This is a genomic window from Thalassotalea agariperforans (assembly GCF_053470345.1).
Genome location: NZ_JBQMWH010000004.1, coordinates 72,971 through 98,093 on the forward strand (window position 1 = coordinate 72,971; position 25,123 = coordinate 98,093).

21 protein-coding genes are annotated in these 25,123 nt (G+C 37.5%); 11 read left to right on the forward strand and 10 right to left on the reverse strand.

Annotated elements, in window-relative coordinates; translation table 11 throughout:
• The first annotated feature begins 6 nt into the window (after positions 1-6).
• From ACSLUO_RS07585 to ACSLUO_RS07595, 3 genes are read left to right on the forward strand one after another with little or no spacing between them, the layout of a single operon-like run.
• On the forward strand, positions 7-1,626 hold the full coding sequence (locus ACSLUO_RS07585; RefSeq protein ID WP_448247635.1) for a methyl-accepting chemotaxis protein: 1,620 nt from the start codon (positions 7-9) through the stop codon (positions 1,624-1,626).
• Positions 1,627-1,669: 43 nt separating this feature from the next.
• Complete coding sequence (locus tag ACSLUO_RS07590; protein WP_448247636.1) at positions 1,670-2,842, forward strand: porin; 1,173 nt, start codon at positions 1,670-1,672, stop codon at positions 2,840-2,842.
• Positions 2,843-2,852: 10 nt separating this feature from the next.
• Positions 2,853-3,272 (forward strand): phosphate ABC transporter substrate-binding protein, encoded by a 420-nt coding sequence (locus tag ACSLUO_RS07595; protein ID WP_448247638.1) that lies wholly within the window; start codon positions 2,853-2,855, stop codon positions 3,270-3,272.
• A gap of 120 nt (positions 3,273-3,392) precedes the next feature.
• Here the strand turns inward: ACSLUO_RS07595 and ACSLUO_RS07600 are convergent, their stop codons facing one another.
• Entirely contained in the window at positions 3,393-4,124 is a 732-nt protein-coding gene (locus ACSLUO_RS07600) for a substrate-binding periplasmic protein (protein WP_448247640.1), read from the reverse strand.
• Between the two features lie 216 nt (positions 4,125-4,340).
• On the opposite strand from ACSLUO_RS07600, the gene plsB reads away from it, so the two are divergent.
• From plsB to ACSLUO_RS07620, 4 genes are all read left to right on the forward strand, one after another.
• Entirely contained in the window at positions 4,341-6,785 is a 2,445-nt protein-coding gene (gene plsB, locus ACSLUO_RS07605; RefSeq protein ID WP_448247642.1) for a glycerol-3-phosphate 1-O-acyltransferase PlsB, read from the forward strand.
• A gap of 211 nt (positions 6,786-6,996) precedes the next feature.
• Entirely contained in the window at positions 6,997-9,741 is a 2,745-nt protein-coding gene (locus tag ACSLUO_RS07610; protein WP_448247643.1) for an ATP-binding protein, read from the forward strand.
• Positions 9,734-10,081, forward strand: coding sequence for an Hpt domain-containing protein (locus tag ACSLUO_RS07615; RefSeq protein WP_448247645.1), 348 nt, complete (start codon positions 9,734-9,736; stop codon positions 10,079-10,081). The genes ACSLUO_RS07610 and ACSLUO_RS07615 overlap by 8 nt, the downstream gene beginning before the upstream one ends.
• A complete protein-coding gene (locus tag ACSLUO_RS07620; protein WP_448247647.1) occupies positions 10,071-11,414 on the forward strand; it encodes a response regulator in 1,344 nt (447 codons plus the stop codon). The genes ACSLUO_RS07615 and ACSLUO_RS07620 overlap by 11 nt, the downstream gene beginning before the upstream one ends.
• A gap of 24 nt (positions 11,415-11,438) precedes the next feature.
• Here the strand turns inward: ACSLUO_RS07620 and ubiA are convergent, their stop codons facing one another.
• Together ubiA and ACSLUO_RS07630 are read right to left on the reverse strand one after the other, a co-directional pair.
• Entirely contained in the window at positions 11,439-12,302 is an 864-nt protein-coding gene (gene ubiA / locus ACSLUO_RS07625; RefSeq protein ID WP_448247648.1) for a 4-hydroxybenzoate octaprenyltransferase, read from the reverse strand.
• Between the two features lie 9 nt (positions 12,303-12,311).
• Entirely contained in the window at positions 12,312-12,872 is a 561-nt protein-coding gene (locus tag ACSLUO_RS07630) for a chorismate--pyruvate lyase family protein (RefSeq protein WP_448247650.1), read from the reverse strand.
• Between the two features lie 105 nt (positions 12,873-12,977).
• Here ACSLUO_RS07630 and ACSLUO_RS07635 point away from each other — a divergent pair, with 105 nt between their 5' ends.
• Both ACSLUO_RS07635 and ACSLUO_RS07640 read left to right on the forward strand, forming a co-directional pair.
• Positions 12,978-14,330, forward strand: coding sequence for an MATE family efflux transporter (locus ACSLUO_RS07635; protein WP_448247652.1), 1,353 nt, complete (start codon positions 12,978-12,980; stop codon positions 14,328-14,330).
• Between the two features lie 114 nt (positions 14,331-14,444).
• Positions 14,445-14,828 carry a flagellar basal body-associated protein FliL gene (locus ACSLUO_RS07640; RefSeq protein WP_448247654.1) on the forward strand — a complete coding sequence of 128 codons (384 nt, stop codon included), beginning with the start codon at positions 14,445-14,447 and terminating at the stop codon, positions 14,826-14,828.
• 90 nt (positions 14,829-14,918) lie between these two features.
• On the opposite strand, the gene glpG is transcribed toward ACSLUO_RS07640, so the two are convergent.
• Together glpG and glpE are read right to left on the reverse strand one after the other, a co-directional pair.
• On the reverse strand, positions 14,919-15,764 hold the full coding sequence (glpG, locus tag ACSLUO_RS07645) for a rhomboid family intramembrane serine protease GlpG (RefSeq protein WP_448247656.1): 846 nt from the start codon (positions 15,762-15,764) through the stop codon (positions 14,919-14,921).
• A gap of 8 nt (positions 15,765-15,772) precedes the next feature.
• Complete coding sequence (gene glpE / locus ACSLUO_RS07650) at positions 15,773-16,105, reverse strand: thiosulfate sulfurtransferase GlpE (protein WP_448247658.1); 333 nt, start codon at positions 16,103-16,105, stop codon at positions 15,773-15,775.
• Positions 16,106-16,295: 190 nt separating this feature from the next.
• Here glpE and ubiD point away from each other — a divergent pair, with 190 nt between their 5' ends.
• Together ubiD and fre are read left to right on the forward strand one after the other, a co-directional pair.
• Entirely contained in the window at positions 16,296-17,768 is a 1,473-nt protein-coding gene (gene ubiD / locus ACSLUO_RS07655) for a 4-hydroxy-3-polyprenylbenzoate decarboxylase (RefSeq protein ID WP_448247659.1), read from the forward strand.
• 101 nt (positions 17,769-17,869) lie between these two features.
• A complete protein-coding gene (fre, locus tag ACSLUO_RS07660; RefSeq protein ID WP_448247661.1) occupies positions 17,870-18,565 on the forward strand; it encodes an NAD(P)H-flavin reductase in 696 nt (231 codons plus the stop codon).
• 60 nt (positions 18,566-18,625) lie between these two features.
• On the opposite strand, the gene ACSLUO_RS07665 is transcribed toward fre, so the two are convergent.
• From ACSLUO_RS07665 to hemC, 5 genes are read right to left on the reverse strand one after another with little or no spacing between them, the layout of a single operon-like run.
• On the reverse strand, positions 18,626-20,803 hold the full coding sequence (locus ACSLUO_RS07665) for a sensor domain-containing diguanylate cyclase (RefSeq protein ID WP_448247663.1): 2,178 nt from the start codon (positions 20,801-20,803) through the stop codon (positions 18,626-18,628).
• Between the two features lie 12 nt (positions 20,804-20,815).
• The gene (locus tag ACSLUO_RS07670; RefSeq protein ID WP_448247664.1) at positions 20,816-22,003 is read right to left on the reverse strand and encodes a heme biosynthesis HemY N-terminal domain-containing protein; all 1,188 of its coding nucleotides are present in this window, start codon (positions 22,001-22,003) and stop codon (positions 20,816-20,818) included.
• Position 22,004: 1 nt separating this feature from the next.
• Positions 22,005-23,369: a uroporphyrinogen-III C-methyltransferase gene (locus ACSLUO_RS07675; RefSeq protein WP_448247666.1), complete on the reverse strand. Its 1,365-nt coding sequence runs from the start codon at positions 23,367-23,369 to the stop codon at positions 22,005-22,007.
• Positions 23,356-24,165: a uroporphyrinogen-III synthase gene (locus ACSLUO_RS07680; protein WP_448247668.1), complete on the reverse strand. Its 810-nt coding sequence runs from the start codon at positions 24,163-24,165 to the stop codon at positions 23,356-23,358. Before ACSLUO_RS07680 ends, ACSLUO_RS07675 begins: the two co-directional genes overlap by 14 nt.
• Positions 24,152-25,081 carry a hydroxymethylbilane synthase gene (gene hemC, locus ACSLUO_RS07685; protein WP_448247670.1) on the reverse strand — a complete coding sequence of 310 codons (930 nt, stop codon included), beginning with the start codon at positions 25,079-25,081 and terminating at the stop codon, positions 24,152-24,154. The genes ACSLUO_RS07680 and hemC overlap by 14 nt, the downstream gene beginning before the upstream one ends.
• Positions 25,082-25,123 lie beyond the last annotated feature (42 nt).

A 25,123-nucleotide genomic window follows, 5' to 3' on the forward strand; every position in this document is an offset into this window, starting at 1 on the left:
TTTTATATGTCGTCATTTAAAACCCTTTCTATTCGATTTAAAATTTTATTGATTCCTATTGTTGGCTCAGTTGGCTTTGCCATTTACCTGTTTACTAGCTTGTTGGCAATGTCGCAAATTGTAAATCAATTAGATCGTGCCTATGTCGTCGAATACCAATTTTTACGAACCTCTGAATACGGCTTAATTCATTTAGATAAAATTAAAGAAACTCTAGGTAATGCCGCGACCATGGGGGAAGAAGATCTATTAACCACCGCCAATAAATATGCCGACGAGTTTCGCAATAAAGTCACCGCATCTTACCAAATAGATAAAGATAATATTGCCTTTTTAAAATCATTATTAACAGACTTTAATGTTTATTATGAACATGCCTTTGCCCTATCAAAAGAGATGGTTGATGGCACTATGGACTTTGATACCTTGGGTGACCGTAGTACCCAAATGGCGGAACAACTTAATGGCTTACAGCAGAAACTTAATGCCTTTCAAAATGAAAAATATAAGTCTTTTAATAATGCTTTTGAGTCTGTCAGTGGCAAAGTAGAATCCACGTCTACGGTTGGGATTATCTTAGGTAGTGTCACCATTTTATTACTTTTTGCTGTCGCTGTACCTATTGCCAGTTCAATTTGTCGTAGCCTAAACAATGTTATTGCTTCGCTTAAAAATATCGCCCAAGACAACGGTGATTTAACAGTACGTTTAAAAACCACCAATAAAGACGAAATTGGTGATTTAGTTTTTTGGTTTAATAGCTTCATTGAAAAGCTACAAGGGGTTATTAAAGATGTCGTTAATACCGCCATGCCACTTGCCAAAACCGCCAATAATATTCAACGTTTATCTGAACACACCATTAATTCCTTTAAGCGCCAAAGTGACAGTGTTACCGCATCACGCCATTCCGTAGAAGAAATGAGTCAAAGTGTTGCCGACATTACAACAAACGCTGCTGATGCCGTGTCTTCAGCTCGTAACGCCAATAATGAAGCAAGTAATGGCAAACAAGTTGTCGATAAAACAGTGATCGAAATCAGACAACTGGCGAATATTGTCATGGAATCATCTGAAATTATTAATCAATTACAACAAGATACGAATAAAGTTAACGTAGTACTTGAAGTTATTCGAGGCATTGCAGAACAAACCAACTTATTGGCATTAAACGCCGCAATTGAAGCCGCACGTGCCGGTGAGCAAGGCCGAGGTTTTGCTGTGGTTGCTGATGAAGTGAGAAATTTAGCCTCACGAACGCAAGAATCAACCGAAGAAATTAATCAAATGTTAGCACAGCTACAAGGGGCAGCAAGTAAAGCCGTAAGTACTATGGAAAGCTCAATTGCTGGCGTTGAATCCAGTGTTGAGAGTGCTAACCAAGCTGGTGAAAGTTTATTAGAAATTACCTCGGCTATCGCAGTAATTTCACAAATGAATGATGCCATTGCTAGATCAACGGAGCAACAAACTGAAGTGTCAAACATTATGGTCAATCATGTCGAAGACATTCAACAATGTGCAGACGAAGCATCACAGGCATCGTCTGAAGTCGCCTCGGTAAGTAATGAATTATCGGAACTTGCCTCAACGCTGGAAGCAATAGCTTTACAGTTCAAAGTATAAAAATATATTAAACAACATGTTAACAATACAAAGGAAATTTAATATGAAAAAAAGATTACTCTCTTTCGCTGTAGCAAGTGCATTATTATCTAGCTCGTTGCATGCTGAAATACATTTAAATGGCTTTGCTTCGATTGTTGGCGGGGCAACCACATCAAATGATGATCGTTTGTATGGTTACGATAATGACTTTAATTTTAAACAAGGTTCACTTGTGGCATTACAAGCCTCTAGTGATTTAGAGAATGGTCTTGGTGTTACCGTTCAGTTAACCGCGAAAGGTGTTGACGATTGGGACCCTGAATTTAAATGGGCGTTTGTTAGTTATGACGTTAATGACAATTTAAGGGTATTAGCAGGCCGCCAACGTGCGCCATTTTACATGTACTCGGACTTTCTAGATGTTTCCTATGCCTATCCTTGGATTTCACCACCTAAAGGAGTTTATGATCTTATCTTCGATACCTTTGACGGTTTAGGAGCAGTATACAATACAACCTTAGGTGATGTTGATGCGACATTCCATGGTATTTATGGTCGTAATACTGATGAAATCGATGCTTTTGGAGAAACTCCAACTCCCGATATAAATGGCATGACAGGTTTATCTTCAACCTTTAATTATGACTGGCTAACCATTAGAGGCGCTTATTTTGTCGCTGACGTCTCTATTCCTTTTAATGATTTAAGCTTTCTAGCTAATGGTTTTAACGGATTTTCACAAGCCGTCCCCCAATTAGCACCAGCATTAATTGATGCCGCCAATAACACCTTAATTGAAAAAGACGATGCCAGCTTTATGGAATTTGGCTTTCAAATGAACTTTGATGAGTTAATCATTGTTGGTGAATATACAAAACTAGAAATTGAAAATACCCCATTAGCTGAAGAAAAGTCATATTACCTCATGGCCGGTTATCAATTCGACTCAGTATTAGTTCATCTTACTTACGGTGTTGACGACAACCAAAGTAATGTTTTTACCACTGATATTCCGTTTGGTTTAGATTCTAATCTTGATCTATTAAAAGGCGGTATTGAGGGATTTGTTGCAGATCAAAATTCTGAAGAAAGCTACATCATGCTAGGCGCACGTTATGACTTTCATGATTCAGCAGCATTAAAATTTGAATATACCGATTTTTCTGACGACAATAATAGTAATAGTAATAACGATGCTGGCTTATTCCGTGTTGCATTAGTAACATTATTTTAAGGAGGATATTATGAAGATATTTAAAAGTACTTTAGCCCTAGCATTATCTTTTGTCAGCACAATGGCACTGGCTGATATTGCCATTATTGTCCATCCAAGCAATAGTAATAGCATTTCCGAAGATGATATTAATCGGATATTTTTAGGTAAAAACAAATCTTTTCAAAGTGGTGATAGCATTAAAGCGGTGAATTTAAAATCAGGCGATGATATCCGCACAGAATTTGAACAAAAAGCACTAGGTAAGTCGAGTAAACAAGTAAAAGCCTATTGGTCAAAGCTAATTTTTTCAGGTAAAGCCAAACCTTTAGTTGAATCTGGCTCTGATGAAGAAGCCCTAAAATTTGTTGCCGATAATCCAGAAGCTATTGCTTATGTTGACGCCAACAAAGTAAATGACACGGTAAAAGTAGTGAAAGTATTTAAGTAACAACTGCTACTTTTAACGACTCCTTAAAAAGTAAAATCATATAAAAAGCTTATATTTAATCAATATAAGCTTTTTTATTTGCTCTTATTAAAACGGAGATACTGTAAATTAAAGGCATTTCTACTGAACGGCAGATGTTCTATTTAGCTGTTTATACTCACTAAAAGCCGTATTTAATATTGTTAATTGTTCATCAGTAAAACTTTTTTTACTTAAGCCGATAAACACCTCGCCATTATCTATCGTTAAAGGATGAAGCTTTAATTGATCATAATGTTTAAGGTTTTTTAACGCATATGCAAGGTAATTAGATTCATCAAAAAAGCCAATAACACGACCTTTTAAAATTAATTGAATACGAGGATGAACATTCGTAAGCTCGATAAACTTTGACGAAAAATTTACGTTGTGAGTAAACAGTTGATGAAATTCAGCGCCTAAATAAGTACTTTTCCTTTTTGCAAAAAGATAGGGTAACTCTGCTATATCATCAAGGCTGCTAATAGTTTCAGGTACAGTAGCAGATGTAACTAAACCAAAGATTTCATGACGGACCGGCCCAACAAAGCTAATTGTTGCTAATCGTTCAGGTAACTTTGATAATTGTGTTAAGGCATCAATCTGGCCTAATTTTAACAATTTCAAAGCATCGGCAAAGGGCAATTCAATATAACGTGTCTCGCAGGATATCGCGCTAGCTAAATGTTCATAAATATCAATATCAATGCCATACCAATTACCATCAGCATCTTTAGTTGAATACAGTGCGGTATCGCGAATAGCTATCTTCATTTCACAAGCAGAAGTCGTTATTGAGATAGCATTAATAAAAACAAACAGTAAAAATTTCAAATAAACCCTTAACCAGACTTTGTTATAAAACTAAGTTATTCCGTAATACGGTTTTCATTAAACTATGAAACTAAGCTAAGTACAATAGTAGCTAAAGATATTAGCTATTCTCATGCCCCTCATTTATTTAATGATAAATTAGGCTAAGACACTATCTATTCGGCCTTAATATTAAATGCTAAAATATCCGTCATAAATAAGCTTGGATAAAACAAGATGTCAGCATTCCGTTCACTTTTTTATGTATTATTAAAGTTACCGTTAAAATTTTTAGTTCGTTGCCGAGTGATCAGCGCAGAGCAAGCAACACCAACAAACAATGACAAACAACCTATTTTTTACATTATACGCACGCAATCTGCGAGCGATATTTTAGCGTTACAAAAAGCATGTAAAGAACAGAACTTCCCAGATCCACTTGAAGATGTTGTTATTAATAACAAAACGTTTAGACGAACATTATGTTTAGAAAAACCAAGCCCTGTTTTTGGTTGGCGGGAAAAAGAGGCGACCAAAGTATTAAGTGAAGGTGCTGAATTACTTGCGTTACACCATCAAGATGAAGCATTGGATATTAAATTAGTACCCGTTAATTTAAATTGGGGTCGCAAACCAACCAAAGAAAAAAATTCAGCCACCATTGGTTCGGTATTTTCAGAACAAACCTCGCCTACTTGGTTGCGTAAATTTTTTATCGTTTTATTTTTTGGTCGCCATACTTTAGTCCGTTTTAGTAATGCCTTTTCTTTCCGTTCTTTAGTCAACAAACACGGCTCAGATATTCAAACAGCACATAAATTATTACGTGTTACTCGCTTTCATTTTCATCGTCAAACTATTGCCGCCTCGGGCCCTCGTTTAATGCATCGCCAGCAAATGTTCACCGCATTATTAGCGAACCCTGCCATTAAACGATTAATCGCAGATGAGGCAAAAAGTAAAAAAGTTAGCGAGCAAAAAATTAAAAAAGATGCGCTAAAAATCATGGACGAGATTGCCGGTGATTATAGCGATTCTATGGTACGTTTAGGTGAACGTGTATTAAGCTGGTTATGGAACCGTTTATACAACGGGATTATTGTTAATAATGCCGACCGCTTACGCAAGTTAGCCGAAGATGGCCAAGAAATTATTTACGTTCCTTGCCATCGAAGCCATATGGATTATCTGTTATTAACCTATGTTATCTATCAACAAGGTTTAGTAACGCCAAGAATTGCCGCAGGTATTAATCTTAATTTTTGGCCAGCAGGGCCTATTTTTAGAAAATCAGGTGCTTTTTTCATTCGCCGAAGTTTCCGCGGCAATCGTTTATATTCCACCATTTTTCGGGAATATTTAGGGCTCTTATTTGAACGTGGTTATTCGGTAAAATATTACACCGAAGGTGGCCGCAGTAGAACCGGCCGCTTATTAGCGCCTAAAACCGGCATGTTAGCCATGACAATTCAAAGTTTATTGCGGGGTATTGATCGCCCTCTTACCTTAGTGCCTGTTTATATTGGTTATGAGCATGTTATGGAAGTAGGTACTTATCACAAAGAATTAAGCGGAAGTAAAAAGAAAAAAGAATCTATTTTTGGGGTACTAAAAGCAATTAAAAACCTACGAAATTACGGCAAAGGCTTTGTTAATTTTGGTAAGCCTATCAATATTAATAATTTTCTTGATCAGCAAGTACCAAACTGGCAAGCAGCAATTGACGCAATTGAGCCACAAAAACCCAGCTGGTTAACTCCCTCGGTCAACATCTTAAGTCATCAAGTAATGACTGAAATAAATAATGCCGTTGCATTAAATGGCATATCACTGATCGCTCTCATTCTTCATGCAAGTGAAAACAAAGCGCTATCGAAAAAATCATTAGCCAAGCAGCTTGATTTTTTCATTAAGGTACAAGTGGATGCTCCTTACAGCCAAGGTTTAACGTTACCCGAGCATGATGGTATGGCTCTCATTGATGATGCTATTTCGCTTAATAAAGTCACTGTCTCTGAAGATAACTTAGGCACAGTGATCTCATTAGATGAATCAGCTGCCTTAGAAATGAGCTACTACCGTAACAACATCATTCATGCCTTCTTATTACCGGCGTTAGTTTGTCGACTATTAGACAACGCTCCAAAGTTGGCTAATGATGAATTAATTGAGCAAATGCAAAAATTAGTAGAGATTATTAAGCCAGAGTTCTTTTTATGGCAACAAGCTAGTGATGTAAAAAAACAAGTTAACCAAGTATTAACCTCACTTGAAAGCCAAGCTATTGTTAAACAAAGTAAGGCTGGATTTTGGTCTGTCTTTGAAGAAACTGAAGCCCAAGCTAAAATACGCTCATTAAGCGAATGCGCTGAAGCAACGGTTCAGCGACTTGTTATTATCACCAATTTATTAACTCAGTCAGCTCCTATTGCTAAAAAAGCACTGGAAGATAACATGGTGTTAATCGCTACCCGTTTATCGGTATTAAATAATATTCATGCACCTGAGTTTATCGACAAAAAAGCCCAGTCTAGCTTAGTTAACCACATGAAAACCCTTGGTTACATTGAAACCAATGACGATGGTTTATATATTGCCAATGAGCAATTAAATGCCTTAACCGTCATAGTTAGTCGATTAGTTGATATTAAAATATTACAAACCTTAAACGACAATCAATAACCTAGTTAGCGCCGCCTGAGTCTGCACAGGCGGCGCATTATAAATTCCCTTAGCCACAACACATCGTCACTGGTATTAAGACAAGAAAAATTCCAGCCATTACATTTAAAAAATACAAATCCCGCCTATACTCAATATATTGTCATTTAATTTTATGCGCTTAATTGACAACTAGTTACAGTAAAAATAATGATAGACAGTAGGGAAAAAAATGGCCGTTTCACAACAATTAGAGCAAGACGTATTCCCTTTCCCTCTGCTTAAAACAAACTGTAATAACCAAATTGTTTTTTATAATGAATTAGCCCGTGAATTATTAAAACTACCCACTAAAAACATTATCAACATGAATATTTACGATGTTTTCCATTTTGATAATTTAGCGAATGAACATCAACAGCCGCTTCAATGCTCCTTCGAAAATCAAGCAAGATTAATATCAACAAGCAATCAATCGAATGCTTTTAATATTAGTATTAATTATTCACCTAATGATGATTTACACTGGCTGCTTATTCAACCACAACAACAAAAGGTGCAAAAAACACAAGCGATTCTCGCTCGCCTAAACCATGCCATTGATACCGCAAACATTGGTGTATGGGAATATAAAATACAATCTAAAACGCCTTTTTTTAGTGCTAAGTTTAAAAAACTCATAAATAAAAACATTACAGAAGAAGTATCTTGGGATGACTTTAAAAAACAAATATTTCATTCAGATCGTTCTATTTTTGATATTTTCTTCAAACAACACATTAAGTATGGCATTCCATTAAATTTTGAATTTCGATTGCAAACTGAAGAAGGCTTACGTTGGCTACATATTAAAGGGGAATTACACCGTGAGCATGACTCCCCCTATAGCGTTATGGGTACCTTAACCGACTGTACGCAAGCAAAAAATACGCTAACAGAAATGAACAAAGCCATTGAAAGTAAAAACATTGCCATGGAAGTTGGAAAAATAGGCACCTGGCATGCCGAATTAACAGACCAAGACTCTTGGCGATGGGAATGGAATAGCCTCACTAATGACATACTAGGGCTCAAACCGGAAGATATTGGTAACATAGAAAAATGGCAATCAACCTATCACCCTGATGACCGCGCCCAAATAATAACGGCTATGGCTCAATCTTTATCTTCAGGCGAGAATTTTTCAAAACAATACCGAATAATCATGCCTGACGGTGAAACCAAGTACTTATTAAGTCAAGGTAAAGTAGGAAAAGATTTTTTAGGAAACAATTGCCGCATTGACGGGGTGATCATTGATCAATCCGAAATTTATACCGCGCAAAAACAACTTAAAGAATTAAATAGCCAACTTGAAGATCACGTTGAACAGCGCACCAAAGAACTACTTAAATTAAAAGAAAATGCCGAAAATGCTAATCAAATAAAGTCTGACTTTTTATCTATGATGAGTCATGAATTAAGAACGCCAATGAACGCTATTATCGGCTCGTTAGATTTATTAGCTACCACCAAACAAACCCCTGATTCAGTCGATTTAATTGATACAGCAAAAACATCTGCCGAAAATTTAGTTTATATTTTAAATGATATTCTCGACATTAATAAAATTGAAGCTGAAAAATTAGTACTTGAAGACCAAGTATTTTCCATTGCTGAAGTTATTGATAATGTGATTAAAGTTTTCATCCCCGTGGCAAATAAAAATAAAATCCATTTAGATTTATTTGAAGATCCTAAAATTCCCATGTTTATTATTGGCGACCAAATTCGCGTTCGGCAAATTCTGTTCAATTTAATTGGTAACGCCTTAAAATTCACGAAAACAACCACAGAGCAAGAAGGCTGTGTTTCTGTCGATGCCAGCGTCATCGAAATTAACGATTATGTTTGTACTATCAGTATTAAAATTATTGATAACGGTATTGGTATTGATGAAGAAACCCAACACAAACTATTCAAACCTTTTATTCAAGCTGAACGTTCAACAACTCGGAAATATGGTGGTACCGGCTTAGGTCTGGCCATCTGTGGTAAGTTAACTGAAATGATGGGGGGGCAAATTACCCTTACCAGTGAAAAAGGTAAAGGCTCTTGTTTTGACGTTGAACTACCGTTATGGCGTTCCCAAGAAACCCGAGCGCTTGATGTCGAATCTTTATCCGCCGTTAATATTTCATTGGCTTATTTTAATAGCCAGTATCAGCAAAAAATTACTAACTATGCTCAATATTTAACAGACGAAGGGGCAAATGTTTACAGCTGTAATTTATTTGAAACAGATTTTGCTCCTAGCCAATCTGATCTCATTTTTGTTTTTGTTGATGATCTCCATGCTAATCAAGAATATGCGGAAGAATTTATTATTCCTTTACTTAATGAGCACCATATTTGTGTTGCCGTAAGACATGATCATGTTGAAGCTGCCCGCGCATTATTCCCTGGCGCTAACATTACTCATTCATTACCAATAACTAGAATTCAACTGATTGAAACCATCAAGAAAAATTGGATTGGTCATTTTGAGCTTGAAATTGATGAATTAGACTTAAGCGATCTTGAGCTACCATTAGAACTTGAGCCAATAGCACCAGAGCTCAAAGGCGGAATATTAGTAGTAGAAGATAACCCTTTAAATCAAAAATTAATTGTCAAACAGCTCAAAAATCTAGGCTACGCCTGTGATATTGCAGATGACGGCCAAGATGGTAAAGATAAATGGCTAGCAGGTAACTACAAACTTATTTTAACCGACTGCCACATGCCAAATATTGATGGTTACGATATGACACGATTAATCCGTGAACTAGAAATTAAAGAAAAGCGTTCTAGAATTCCTATTATAGCGGTTACCGGTGCTGCCATGAGTGGTGATGATCAGCATTGTTTAGCTGCTGGTATGGACGAGTTTGTAAGTAAGCCTATCCAATTAACGCATTTAAAAGATGTTTTACAGAAGTGGTATAAAAATGACTGATTCAGAGAGACAAATATTAAATAAAAACATCATTAAAGACTTAATTGGTGATGATGCCGAATTAATTCGAAAATTTGAAATTGAATTTCTACAGCAAGCAAAAGAATCAATTGGAAAAATTGTCGCTATGTTTAATCAAAATGACTTTGCCGCCATAAAAGAAGAAGCTCATTATATTAAAACCTCCGCTAAAGCGATTGGCGCAGAGCAAACGGCAGATTTATTACAAGCCTTAGAAGACAACGCATTAAACAATGATAAAGCAACTTGTAAACAGCAAATTATTCTTATTAATCAGTCATTAAAATTAGTTTATGGAGCAATAATGAATGAGCAATAAAAAAGCTGGATTAGCTTCTCGTCATCCAAAAATAGTTATGATTCATGAAAACAGCGAAGATGTTTTAGGGGCCGTAAACATATTAACGAGCCACTTTAAAGATTTTTGTAATGTTGCCTACAACGATGATACTACTAAATATATTAAAACCAACCAGCCAACGGTTTTGTTGTTTGCCTTTTCAAGCATTGAAAAAAGTGTTGCTTATTACTCTTACCTCTTAGACGAGGCCGAGTTGACTTACCCACATTTCAGTATTTTATTATGTAAAAACAAAGAAGCCGGTGTTGCTTTTAGGTGCTGTATTAAAGGCTTATTTGAAAACTATTTTGTCTATCAACCATTATATGAAAAATTCCGCTTGATCATGATAGTGCATAGCGCGCTGAATTTATTCAATAAAGATGAAGAAGTCGTGCAGTTAAGTGACAGCGTGTTTGATGAAGTAGATAACGAATTATCAGCCTTAATTGATCAAAGTGGTGAACTGAAACAAGGCTTACTTAACAATATCCAAAATAGCTACACAGGCATAGTTAAAGCGACGGAAAACTTCCAAGGGCCTAATAATTTTTCCACCGCACAAACAAAAGAGTTAATGGACACAATTACAGAGCAACATATAAAACCTTTATTATCTTTATTAGAAAGTGATATTAATGCCGGTTTAGATGGTTTGTTAGCGCAGTTGCTCTCACAAAAAAACAACGTAAAAGAAAAAGCTCAAGAAGCTAAAGGGCTAATACATCACCAAGCATCGATCAAAACAAAAGCCGAAAAAATGAATGATTTGATCGAAAGAACCGCCAAAGAAAACCAAGAAAAAGAAAAAACCAATCCAGGTATGTTTGACACCCTTGATTTTGACGATGAAGTTGATGAGCATGAAGGTCAAGCAAAGGAAATTCTCGATGATCTCAACCAAGTAAGCCAACAGAATGATGATTATCGCATTCTAATTGTTGAAGATAATGCCATTTATCGTGAAATGTTAAGTACGGTATTAAAACACGAGAACTTTATTACCGAAGAAGCTGAAGATGGTTTAGTCGCCCTACGATATATTAAAGAAAAACGTTACGATCTAATTATTATGGACTTGTTTATGCCAAAACTTGATGGCTTAAACACCACGAAAAAAATTCGTAGTATTTCTGGTGGTCGCGACATTCCCATTATTGCGTTAACGGGGAATAAGAATAAAGAATTAGTAAAAAAATGGGCTGCTTATGGTTTAAAAGGCTACATCATGAAACCATCAACCAAAGAACAAATTATCAACACCGTACAGCGGGTCATTTCAACTGAAAACGAATCGCTTGATCAAACATAAAAGCTCTTTAGGGGGATTTCGGTTTTATAAATGCTCAACAAAAATACCGATAAATATAATTAAACCAACAAAGTGATTGTTCAGAAAGGCTTGAAAGCACTTTTGTCGATCGCGCTCAACAATCAATATTTGCTGGTAGCTAAAAAAACCCGCGCTGATAATTAACGATAAATAATAAGGCCAACCAAATGCTAACAATTCACCTACCGTATACAACAAACCTAAGGTGATTATTTGTAACAACGCAATAATGCGCTTATCGTGCTGAGCAAATAGAATCGCGGTAGATTTAACACCTATTTTAAGATCATCTTCCCTATCCGCCATCGCATACATAGTATCGTACGCCACAGTCCAAAATAGGTTAGCCGCAAATAACAACCAAGCTACGCTAGGAACACTGCCATAACTTTCAGCAAAAGCCATGATCATACCCCAACTAAAAGCCGCACCTAACACCACTTGCGGTAAATGTGTATAACGTTTCATAAAGGGATAAAGTGTTGCTAAAAATACGGCAACAAACGAGAGCATGATGGTATGAAACTCGAGTGTTAGTACCAATAATAAAGCAATAAATAGCAAAGCAATAAAAATAAAAATAGCTTCTTTAGGAGTTAATAACCCGGTAATTAACGGCCTTTGTTCTGTACGTTGTACTTGGCCATCAACGTTGCGATCAGCAAAGTCATTAATCACACAGCCGGCACTGCGCATCACAAAAACACCTAATGAAAACACCAAGAACAAATGTAAATTGGGAATACCATCAGCGGCAACCCATAATGCCCAATAGGTTGGCCATAACAATAAATAAGTGCCTATGGGTTTATCCATACGGGTAATTTGTTTAAAACCTTGCCATTTTGTGGTGAGCGTCATATTCATGATAAATTCTTATTGGTAAGCTAGGGCGGGTGGTAAAAAGACTTCGGCAACAATTAACGGTTTAGCTTCAAGGTAAAATAATGAGCGCCGTCCCCATAAAGTCTCTGAAACACTTAATGATAAGGCTTGTGCTAACTGGCCAACGCTGCTTTGCTCGTTAAAAGGCGCAATTTGAATTAGCTTTCGTTCTAACGAGGGGTTATTAAAAATCACCTGACCTAAAGGTTTATCTCCTAACTCAGCTAATAACTCCTGTTCTCCAGTTAAACTTGTTAATGGTAATAAACTACGGGCAAAAACATGGGGTTGGTTATCACAATACAATAACACTTCCCGTGCTAATACCTTTTCTCCTGCACTTACTATTTCACACGCTTCATCAGCAGGACATGCGATCACTTCTTGTCCTAATACTTCCACATAAAAACTTTGGCAATGCTGATTTAAACGAGCAGTTAATGAGGTTGGCTCATATAACCAATCTCTTAATTGTGCTGATATTGGCGCACTCGGCTGATTTTGCCATTGAGCCGTTAAATTTACTGGAAACAAGTTGGATAAAGAATGCATATTTAATAACAGAAAACGTGATTAAGGCGTATAATAACAGGGTTAATTTTTCAGTCTATCCCCCTTGCTGGGTAAAGCCCTATTTACCGCGATTTTAAGAGCCTTATGTCACTCATTCATTTTTCATCAATCAAAAACAGTTTCAAATTAGCTTGGCCAATTTCGTTACAGAATATCCTTGTAACCTTACTCAGCATGATTGATATCATGATGGTTAGTCACTTAGGCGATGCCGCTGTTGCAGCCGTTGGTTTAGCGAATCGTATTCAATTTGTTATTTTAGTGATCATTACTGGCTTAGGCTGGGGTGTTGGTGTTTTAGCTTCGCAATACTTTGGTGCCGGTAAAATTGACAAAATTCGTCAATCCATTTTAATGGGTATCAGCATCGGCATATTAGTGATGATCCCGATAGTGATACTGACTTTTTATTTTGCCGACAGCACCATGAGTTTAGGCAGTAATGACCTTGAAGTTATCAGTTTAGGTGAAACTTATTTATGGCTCACTATGCCTAGCCTATTTTTCCTCGCGGTCATCATGGTTTATGAAAATGCTTTACGCAGTGCTGGCGAAGTAAAATTACCCTTACTGTTAAGTACCAGCGCCATTATTTGTAATGTCATACTCAATTATTGGTTAATTAACGGCGGTTTAGGTATAGAAGCTCTTGGTGTTACTGGTGCAGCAATTGCCACAACAGTATCCCGTTTATTTCATTTGATTTTACTCCTTGTTGTGCTGAAAAAGGCACAACATTATCTAAAACCCACCAGAGCCGATTTCCCAAGTTTAATTAATAAAAAGGCTTGGAAAAAGCTCATCATGCTTGTTTGGCCTATGATGTTCAGTTTTGGTGTTTGGTCATTAGGTACTTTTATTTATCAACTCATTTATGGGCAGTTAGGCACCAAAGAACTCGCCGTGATGAGTGTTTTAGCGCCAATAGAAGGAATTTTTATTGCGGTGTTTTTAGGCTTTGCTTCTGCTTGTGCCATCATGATTGGCCAACGTCTTGGCGCCTCTGATTTTAAAGAAGCTTGGGCAATTGCCAAAACCTTTGCACTATTAGCCCCTATCTCGGGTTTAACCGTTGGTGTACTAATGTTTATGAGTGAGTCATGGCTTTTTATCCCTTTTACCAATCTACCCGATGAAACCTTACAATTAGCCACAGAAGTATTTGCGATTATTTGTTTTGGTGGTTGGTTAAAAATAACCAATATGACATTATCCATGGGGCTACTCAGAGCCGGTGGTGAAACCAAAACCAGTTTGTATATTGATACCTTTGGTATGTGGGTGATCAGCATACCACTCACTGCTTTAGCAGCATTTTATTTTGAGCTGCCACTTTTTTGGGTGGCATTAATTGCTTATTCTGAAGAAGTTACTAAAGTCTTTTTATTTGCATGGCGAGCATACAAACGAGATTGGCTAAAAAACCTAACTCATTAAAGAATAACAACCGCTTATACTTAATTATTATAAAAAATTTTACAGTAAATAGAGGAAATTTAACCATTTCGCGTTATTATGATTAACAGTCAAAAAAATAAATTAAACCATTTTATGAAGAAAATTTTCCTGTTTGCCGTATTAACTATCTCCGCCATGATGCCAACTCAGGCTGCTGATTATGCCTATTTCGGTTTTGAACCTGAAATTGTCACTAATTATGTCGCGGTTAAGAAAAAAATGGGCTACGTTCGCTTAACTGTCGAGTTAATGATTGAAGATTCAAATAATTTAGAAGTGGTTGAACATCACTCGCCGTTATTACGTGATGCTATTATTAGTATTATTGGTCAGCAACAAGAAGAAAAAGTAAAATCCATCAAAGGCCGTACGGAAATTCAACGCCTGTGTGAAGAAAAAGTAAAAAGTTTATTAACCAAAGAAACCGGTAAACCCTTGGTAAAAAAATTATTATTTACCCAATGGCTAGATAACTAACCGCAAACAATTTAACCAATATTTATTGATGTTAGGGGTAAATTAATACCCCTTTTTCATTTTTAGCTTTTAGCTTTTAGCTTTTAGCTTTTAGCTTTTAGCTTTTAATAATGCCATCAAACAACCGGTCAGCAAGCCAAATAAATGGGCGGTATTTGCCATATTCACCGGTAAAACATCCAAATAACCTAACATTAGCCACACCAATAAAAAGCCAACTAGCGCATTTGATATACCTAGCCCTTTTTCAGGTTTTAGCCAACCTAGCCACCAAACATAACCAAACAAGCCATAAACTACGCCAGACAAGCCACCAAAGTTTGGCCCTGACACCATAAATTGCCCAACATTAGACACTATCGCCGTTAATAATAAAACATGTATTAAACTGCCTTTACCTAACTGACGCTCAATATCACCGCCAAGTTGCCACCACCATAAAGTATTAAACGTGATATGTAATAACGAGAAATGAAAAAAGGCTGGTGTTAAGATCCGCAGCGGCTCACTAAGTAGGCCATCAAGGTTTAGCTGGCGATAAAACTGTAAACTGCTGAATACTTCGCGTGCAAAACCAAAATAACTGGCAATAAACACTATCCAACACAAACTAAAAATAGTCAGAGTTACTACGCCGGCATGTGCTATAAAATTAGCTTTGAACACATCAACCAAGGCTGGTGACGATGATCGGACATCACTAACTTCCGACTGTTGCCACGCTGCCGATTGGTATTTAGGGTGATGTGGATTTTGAATGAATTCATCAAACAACTGCTTAGCTTGCTCAGCCTGTGCTTGAGCACATAACACCACAAAACCTTGCTCATTTTCTTGCAACTTTGCCGAAATATTTTGCGCTGTTAAATAATTAGCAAACAACAAGGCAATATTATGATGTTGAATTAAGACAAGCTGATGATTTAATTCATTCATAATGTCGCCTAATTTTCAGTATCGTTCGGATACAAACCTTGCCATTCGGTAAAGCCACCATCAAGTGAATAAACATCGGTGAAATCTTGGCTGATCAAATATTGCGCGGCTTGCTGACTTGAAATGCCATGGTAACAACAGACAACCGTTGGCGCATCTAAATCGGCATCACGCATAAAATCGGCTAAGCTATCATTAGTTAAATGTATGGCTTTCGGAATATGATTTTGAGTAAAAGAAGCTAAATCTCTAATATCAACAACAACCGGCGCGTTGTCAGCCATCGCCGCTTTTAATTCGGCAACCGACATATGTTTAAATTGGTTTTCTGGTGTAGTCACAACAAACGTCCTAAACAAAGGCGAAAAAATTGTCGCTAATTTACCATATTATCGGTAAAAACAGTGGCATTTTATGGCTATTTTTCAAGAAAACTAAGTTTTCCGTGGATTTCATCAATAGATCAATGCGTTTATTGCTTTCAAACGCTATAATGCCCGACAAATTTTAGCTTAAACTTTTAGCTTAAACATGAAATATAACGACTTACGCGATTTTATTGCGCAATTAGAAGAACTTGGTGAGTTAAAACGTATTACTCAACCAATTTCAACGCATCTCACCATGACAGAAATTAGTGATCGCACACTAAGAGCTGGTGGCCCTGCGCTGTTATTTGAAAATCCAATCGGGTCTAGCATTCCAGTATTAACCAATTTATTTGGTACACCTAAACGCGTTGCCTTAGCGATGGGACAAACCAATGTTGAAGCATTACGCGAAGTCGGTAAATTATTAGCGTTATTAAAAGAGCCTGAGCCACCTAAAGGCTTTCGTGATGCCCTTGATAAATTACCTGTTTACAAACAAGTACTGAACATGCCGGCAAAAGTGTTAAAAAAAGCCAATTGTCAGCAAGAAGTGTTTACTGGTGATGAAGTCGATTTAACCAAATTACCTATTCAGCATTGCTGGCCAGGCGACGTAGCTCCCTTAATTACTTGGGGATTAACCGTTACTAAAGGGCCGCATAAAGAACGCCAAAATTTAGGTATTTATCGTCAGCAATTATTAGGGCCAAATAAACTGATCATGCGTTGGTTATCTCATCGCGGCGGCGCTTTAGACTTTTATGAATTTAAAAAACAATTCCCTGGTGAAAAGTATCCAGTTTCAGTTGCCTTAGGCGCAGATCCCGCCACCATTCTTGGTGCGGTAACACCAGTACCTGACTCTTTATCTGAATATGCCTTTGCCGGTTTATTACGCGGTAGCAAAACTGAAGTCGTTAAATGTATCAGTAATGACCTACAAGTTCCGGCTTCGGCAGAAATTGTTCTTGAAGGTTATATCGACCCAGACGAAGTTGCACCTGAAGGCCCATATGGTGATCATACCGGTTATTACAACGAAGTCGATAACTTCCCTGTTTTTACCGTAACCCATATGACCCAACGTAAAAATCCAATCTATCATAGTACTTATACTGGCCGTCCACCTGATGAACCCGCCATTTTAGGTGTCGCCTTAAACGAAGTATTTGTTCCTATTTTACAAAAACAGTTTCCTGAAATTGTCGATTTTTATTTGCCACCAGAAGGTTGTTCATACCGGCTTGCAATTGTTACCATGAAAAAACAATATCCCGGCCACGCTAAGCGTGTAATGATGGGTGTTTGGTCTTTCTTACGACAGTTCATGTACACTAAATTTGTTATTGTTTGTGATGACGATATCAACGCACGTGACTGGAAAGACGTGATCTGGGCAATGACCACACGCATGGATCCAAGTCGCGACACGACCTTAATCGATAATACGCCAATTGATTATTTAGATTTTGCTTCTCCTGTTTCCGGCTTAGGCTCAAAAATGGGGATGGATGCAACCAACAAGTGGCCCGGAGAAACCGACCGTGAATGGGGTGAACCTATTGTCATGGACGATGCGGTGATCCAAGAAGTTGATGACTTATGGCAAGAGCTAGGTATCGATGCTGAATAATCATTATTGCCCGTTATCAAGCACTAACAACGATTGTTTATAGTGCCTAACTAATTTAAAAATTTATATATTGCCATTAATGGCTCAAGGTTAAACTCACAATGAAAACAATTACTTGTCAGGTAGAAGCGCTGACATCACTAACACCCTCGATTTACAAAGTATTATTAAAGCCTGAAGTACAGGTTGACTTCATTGCTGGTCAATACTTAAATTTTGTCATGAGTGATGACGACAAACGCCCTTTTTCTATTGCCAGCGCACCCGGTAGTGAATTCATTGAATTGCAAATTGGCGCTTTTGATGAAAACAGCTATGCCATGCAAGTTATCGAACGTATTCAAAACAATACCAGTGTTACCGTTGAAATACCGCTAGGCAATGCAGGGTTGATCAACGACAGTAAACGACCATTATTATTACTCGCTGGCGGCACAGGTTTTTCTTACATAAAATCAATGTTTGAATATTTAGCACAACAAGGCTCTGAGCGTGCAGTCACGGTTTATTGGGGTGTACGTGAACCTTCAGCCTTATATGAATTAGCTCAAACTGAAGCGTGTATTAACCGTATTGCTAACAGCCAATTTATTCCGGTAGTACAAACGCCGGATGTTACTTGGCAAGGGCGCACAGGTTTATTACATCAAGCGGCAATGGCCGACATTGAAAACTTTGCCGAATACGATATTTATTTAGCCGGTCGCTTTGATATGGTTGGTATTATTCGTGATGATTTTGTTAAAAAAGGCGCTCTCGTTGAGCATATGTATGCCGATGCTTTTGCCTATATCTAACGAATAAAACTCAAGATCAGGCTCAAGAGCCAAATGATTAAAGATACCTAATAAGTATCTTTAATCATTTAATCGAGCCACTTGATCAGTAATGCGATAACAATTGCGTCCAGCGTCTTTAGCTTGATACAAACATTCATCGGCTTTTTTCACCCATTTTAATACATCACCTGAAAACGAAGCATCCGCGATCACGGCGCCAAAGCTTGCTGTTACTGTAAACAATTCATTTTCACCGGTATGAAATATTACCGCCTCAATAGCTTTTCTTAACTCTTCTAATTTGGTCGCTAATGCAGCTGGTGTAATATAAGGCGCTACAATGACAAATTCCTCGCCACCAAAACGCACTACCATATCACTGCCTCGATCAAAGGCGGCTTTAAGAATTTCGGCCACCTTCACTAAACAATTATCCCCCACCAAGTGACCATAATTATCATTAAGCTGTTTAAAGTGATCTAAATCTACCATGATCAACGACATTAACGCCGTATTTCGTTCAGCCGACTTTTGTATCAAGGCAAAGTTATCATCAAGATAACGACGATTATGCACTTGTGTTAAACCGTCATAAAGTGCTAACTTTTCAAGTTTTTTATTCGCTTCATTAAGCTCTTTAGTCCGCTCTACCACTTTTTCTTCTAACTGTTCTTGGTATTGATATAACTTATTTCTGTTACTAACAATTTCATTATATAAATGAATAACTTCAGAGCTCGCACTGATGGCTTCAGGCATTTTTTTACTATGCTGTTTAGCTAACTGCTTCACAATAAAACGAAGTGGCTTAGTTAACCGGCGACCATATTGATCAGCAAAATAAGCGGTGATAATCAAAGTAAAAAATAGAATTATAAATATGCTTAAATATTCATTTTTTACATTATTACTTGATGCCAACTGATCAATTAATGAAAAAACTTGCCAACCATTTTTCGTTTTAGCACTTTTAAAAACATAACGTTTATTGCCTTCTGCCGATAGTTGTAAGTAACGGGTATTTTCCAGCAATTGATGAGAAAATGGCGTTAAACTCGCTAAATTAAGTACCGGTGAAGCAAAAATAATATTTTGCTGTTGATCAACAATAACGGTACTTACCGATAAGTTATCTAATTCTGCCGAGGCTATTTTTGCTAGTTGATTAAGATCTAGAACACCTTCAAGTACATAATCTTGTTTTAACGCCTGAATATTGCTGTCGATAGTGGCTACTGAAAAATGAGTATTAAGCGCCACCATTGGCATTGCCATGGAACCATCAAGCTTAAAAGCAGGCGAGGTGCTTTGCCCACCAATTTGTTGCTCAATTCCAAATTTTGAAGCAACTAATGCTGACGGCAATAAAGTATTTTCATAAGCCGAGGTTGTTAACATGGCTTGTTGTATTTCTCCTCGCTCATCTGCAAGGTAAAGCGCCTTAAAAGCCGGATATACCGTTGTAATTTTGGTTAAAATATTGCCATAATCTTGAGCACCAACCTGTGTTAACCAGGCGCTTCCGAGCTCTAAGCCCTGTTGATTTTTTTCAATATATAAATCAATAAACTCAGCAATATTTTTACTCGTATCTTGCAGTGATTTATCCACTAAATTTTTTGACGTTTGAATAAAATGATTACTGATTAATAGCGTTGAACCAAATAAGGCGGTTGTGGTAACGAATACCAGCGAGTACATTAATTTTGCCCGCAAGGTTCGGTGTGTGGGGGCTTGATGGTGCCAATATATTTTTAATTTTTCATTAAAAATAAACATAAAAAAGCACGCGATACTGGTATACCAAAGGCCATTAAATCCCTGCTTAAACACAGTAAACAAGTCTGCGCTAGTAAACTCAACAACTTGAAACCAAATAATGACACAAGTTAACGGCATACCAATAAGTAGCCAATACACCATATCAGCAATGAGTACATACCAGCCTTTTGAACGCATAGTGGCAATAAACCAAGCCTCTAAGCCAAAAGTTAAAAATCCCCAAGGGTGACCAAAAATAAAATAAACAGGAATTAACGTAATAAATGCCGTTACCAAGGTGTACCGCGGCAACAAATGCATTGCAACAAACACATAGGCGGCATTACCAAGAATTAATTGAATTTCAGGTAATAACGGTAAAGGAATGCTATTGATGGCTGCACCGAACAAGCCCATCAAAATAGCAAAGAGCCAAGGCTTAGCTTGGTTAGCGTTAACGGTTACTGCTAGATTTGTTTTGGCCTCATCTGCCATGAAAGAGTTAACCTATTTATTTGTTGTCACATAACGCAATAGCAGCTGGTTAGCTTGTTGATGCTCATTTTTTGCCATTAATACTTTAGCGTATAACAAAGCATCTTGTTGGTCATAACCATCGTCTTGATGAAACAAACTAGCATAAGCTTTTGCTGCCATATCAAATTGTTTATCGGCAAAAGCTAAAAAGCCCAAACAACTTAACCACTGGCTACTATGATTATCTTTATGAAGATGTTTCTGTACTAAAGTGATCAAACCTTGGCATTGACCGATAGGTAAAAAACGCAGCTGTTTAACAAATTCCATTGAGGCATCAAACTTTAAGGCCGGTAATAAAACTTGCTCAAGTGATTGAGTTAACTGATGTTTTGCTAAAACATGGCAATAAGCTAAAACAACCGATTGTTTATGCTGAATTTTTCTTGCTAAATCTTGCCAATAATTTACTAACTTAGTTTGATCACCCTGAGTGATTAAGTGCTCAAATTGGCCTAAATATGCCTGATATTGCCAGCGATATATTAACGCTTGATTAACTTTTTTATTTTTTTCCGCTTTTGGCAAATAAGCTATAACATGTTCAAAACGTTGCTCAATTAAGCTTAATTCAATTTCTAACGCCAATAAACGTGAGTCATGGCCAATATGTTTATGGTAGTCATCAATTAACGTTCGGGCTTTAGTATAATTTTTTAACTTCAGCTGTTGTTTAATGATCACTAGCACTTGCTCAAGACTATCTGATGAAGAGGCTTCTTTGCTAAGGCAATCTAAATAATATTCAGTATTAGCATCCGCCGATTGCTGCTGGGCAGCAAAAGCTGCTAATGAATAAGCCACGGATGCCATACCAGAATTATCCGCACTTTTTACTAATAAATGCTCAGCTTCGGCATAATCTTCTAACAAATAAGTAGCAACGCCTTGTTTGAATTGACGTTGAGCTTTGCGTTTACCTGCCGTAGTAACACGAAACCAAGTTCCTTTGCCTAAACGGATGCCACCGCGAAACACTTTTAATGACATTAATAAAGCAATAAATAAAATAATAAGAAAAATGCTGGCGGTGACTACGGTCGATTCAATGGTGATGTTGCCCATCGAAATTAAAATATAACCTTTTTCACCAATCAATAATGGGCTAATGGCTACCGCAGCAAAAAACAGAACAAAAAACAGCACTAAACGTTTCATATTAAGCCTCGTCTATTACTGTAGCAGGAGCATCTACTGGAGCTGGTGTATCAGTTGGTTCAGTATCTTCAGGTGGTGCTTCAGGCGCTAACTCTATCACCTCTTGCTTAGGTTGCTCGATAGGTGCTGACTGCTCTTTAGTTTCAGCTTCATCCAAAAATATTGCTTTATTATTAATAATTTGTCGAATGGCGGCTAATGCTTTTAATTCTGAAGGGTAGTCGATCGCCACACGTTCATTTTTTAAACTTGCTATGGTTTGATAAAAACGCTGATTAACGTCTTTCTCCATATCAAAATAACGTGTTAACCAAGTTTGTATGTCTGCTAATACTTGTTGATATAACTGCGCTTTTTCTTTAGCTACAGCCCACTCAGCTTGATTAAGTTTTAGCTTTAAATTAATCATTAAATTTTGTTGTTGCGCTGGCGATAACAAAGGCTCAACACTCGCATTATGACGACGAATGGTAATAAAGTCGGCTAAGAAACGCTGCCAGCTTTTACTTAAATTTTCTTGCCAATCATTGGCATCATCAGATAACACTAAATTGTCGTTTTCATTATTCTTTTCAGGGACATAAGCTAACGATAAGAGTAGTTGATCTACTTGCTGCCCAAGCGCCATTATCGACAATAATACCTCTTCGGTATTTAACACAGGTAACAGTTTAAGCTGTTCAATGTCTTGATGAATAACTTCTCGTACTCGTAAAAATTTTGGATCTTTTAGCTCTTTTAAACGTTGGTCGGCATCCGTTAACAAGCCGATTGCCGCTTTGGTATCGCGCTCTAACCAAATGGTTCGACCGGCCACGCGTATTAAATATTCAGCTTCATGCATTAACCAATCAGTTGGTTGAGTAGCACTTAAACGATTGACGGTACGCTGTAATTTATCAATGGTTTTTTGATTATCAACACTTATCGCTTCGCTGATATTCGCTAAACGCTGTTCGAACAATTGTTGTTGATTGGCTAATAACTGTTTTGTGGCTGCTTGCTCTCGCGTTAACTGGGTTTGTAGCTGTTTTTGCGTTTTTGTTAATAACGACGCTTGATTCATTTGTTGCTGTTCAATAAACCAATAATAAGCACTTCCCATCATGGCAAGTGCGCATATAGCTAAGATCAAAGCAATTACCGCTATTTTTGACACCGACGATTTTGGCTGCAACTCTTTTGTTTTAGTTTGAGTGCGCGCAGAAACTTTACGACTTGCTGCTGTTGTTGTTTTTTCTACCGGAGCAGCTTGTTCTGTACCTTCAGATGTTGTCGCATCTTTTTCTGCTGCACTGACCACATCACTTTGTGTAACTTTTGCTGAAGTGCTGGTATTTTTATTGTCAGTATTATCTGTCATCATTTTGTTCCAATTCAATAATCACATCCAATAATCGCTGATTATCGGCACTTTGTGCATTAATCACTCTATTTAACCCTAACGCTTTTGCTCGCTCAGCAATGCGTTCACTTGCCACTAGCCAATAACAGGATTTTTTCCAATGATTTTCAGCGTTTAACTTTTTGTCGGTTAACAATAAAGCTAGCATATTCTCTAATATTGCGACACTGGTAGTGACAATACAATTCACCTTTTTTTCGTACCAGTGATTAATATCCTGCATCGGAGGTGTCACCCACACACGCTGATAACTTTGCGCATAAACCACATTTGCGCCTCGCTGCAACAAGGTCTTAAAAATTAATTCTCGGCCGGAATCACCACGAACAATAATCACATTATCACCGTTTACGGCTTCTAATGCTTTGATCTGTAATAACCCTTCACTATCTTGTTGTTCGGGTGAAATAGCATTAATACCTAACTCCGCTAACTTGTCTTGTGTGGCTTGCCCAACCGCAAACACTTGTTGATAACACCAAGCAGCACAAGGCAAAATATCATTAGCATATTCAACGGCGGCAACACTAACAAAAATCAATTTAGCATTATCGTCAAAGGTAAGTAAGGACTTACATAAAAAAGGTTTTTCAACGGCTTGATAACAAAATAAAGCACAATGTTGAGCGTTAATCGCAGCCGCTTGCAAGCTAGCAACCAAAGCTTGCCCTTTGTGCTCAGGTCTTGCCACTAACACATTTAACGGCCTAGGTATTGAGCTATAATCCGACAATTGAATAATATTAGTTTTGTTCATATACCGCTTTTAAAATCGCATCGGCACCTTGTGCTAATAGCTTATCGGCTAGCGCTAAGCCTAATGCTTCCGCTTCTGAAACATGACCGCTCACTTCATCGCGAATTATTTGACTACCATCAACTGCGCCAACCAAGCCACGTAAATACAAGTTATCATCGGTTAATTCAGCAAAGCTACCAATCGGTACTTGGCAACCTCCTTCTAAGGCGCGATTCATCGCACGCTCAGCCAACACACGATAACGGGTGTTTTGACACTCTAATGGAGCTAATAAGCTTTTAATGCGCTGGTCATTGGTTCGACATTCAATACCGACAGCACCTTGGCCATTGGCAGGTAACATCACTTCTGGCGCAATAAATTGACGAATGCGCGCGGGCATTTCTAAACGAATTAACCCTGCCGCCGCTAAAATAATCGCGTCGTATTCACCTTCATCTAATTTACGTAACCGTGTATTCACATTGCCACGTAAATCACGAATATCTAAATCAGGGCGTAACGCTTTTATTTGACATTGACGGCGTAAACTTGAAGTACCAACAATTGCGCCTTGTGGTAAATCTTCAAAGCTTTGAATATGATTTGAAACAAAAGCATCACGCGGATCTTCACGTGGACAAATCACTTCTAAGCCTAACCCTTCAGGAAATTCTACCGGCACATCTTTCATCGAATGCACCGCAATATCAGCACGCCCTTCTAACATTGCCACTTCTAGCTCTTTAACAAATAGCCCTTTACCACCTACTTTAGCTAATGGCGTATCAAGAATAATATCGCCTTTTGTCACCATAGGAACTAGCTCTACCGTTAGATCAGGATGAAAATGCTCAAGCTGAGTTTTTACATATTCAGCTTGCCATAAGGCTAAAGCACTTTTACGGGTAGCAATGCGTACAATATTATTCATGAAATTCTCTTACTGTTTACGATAATTTATCAGTTACTGTTT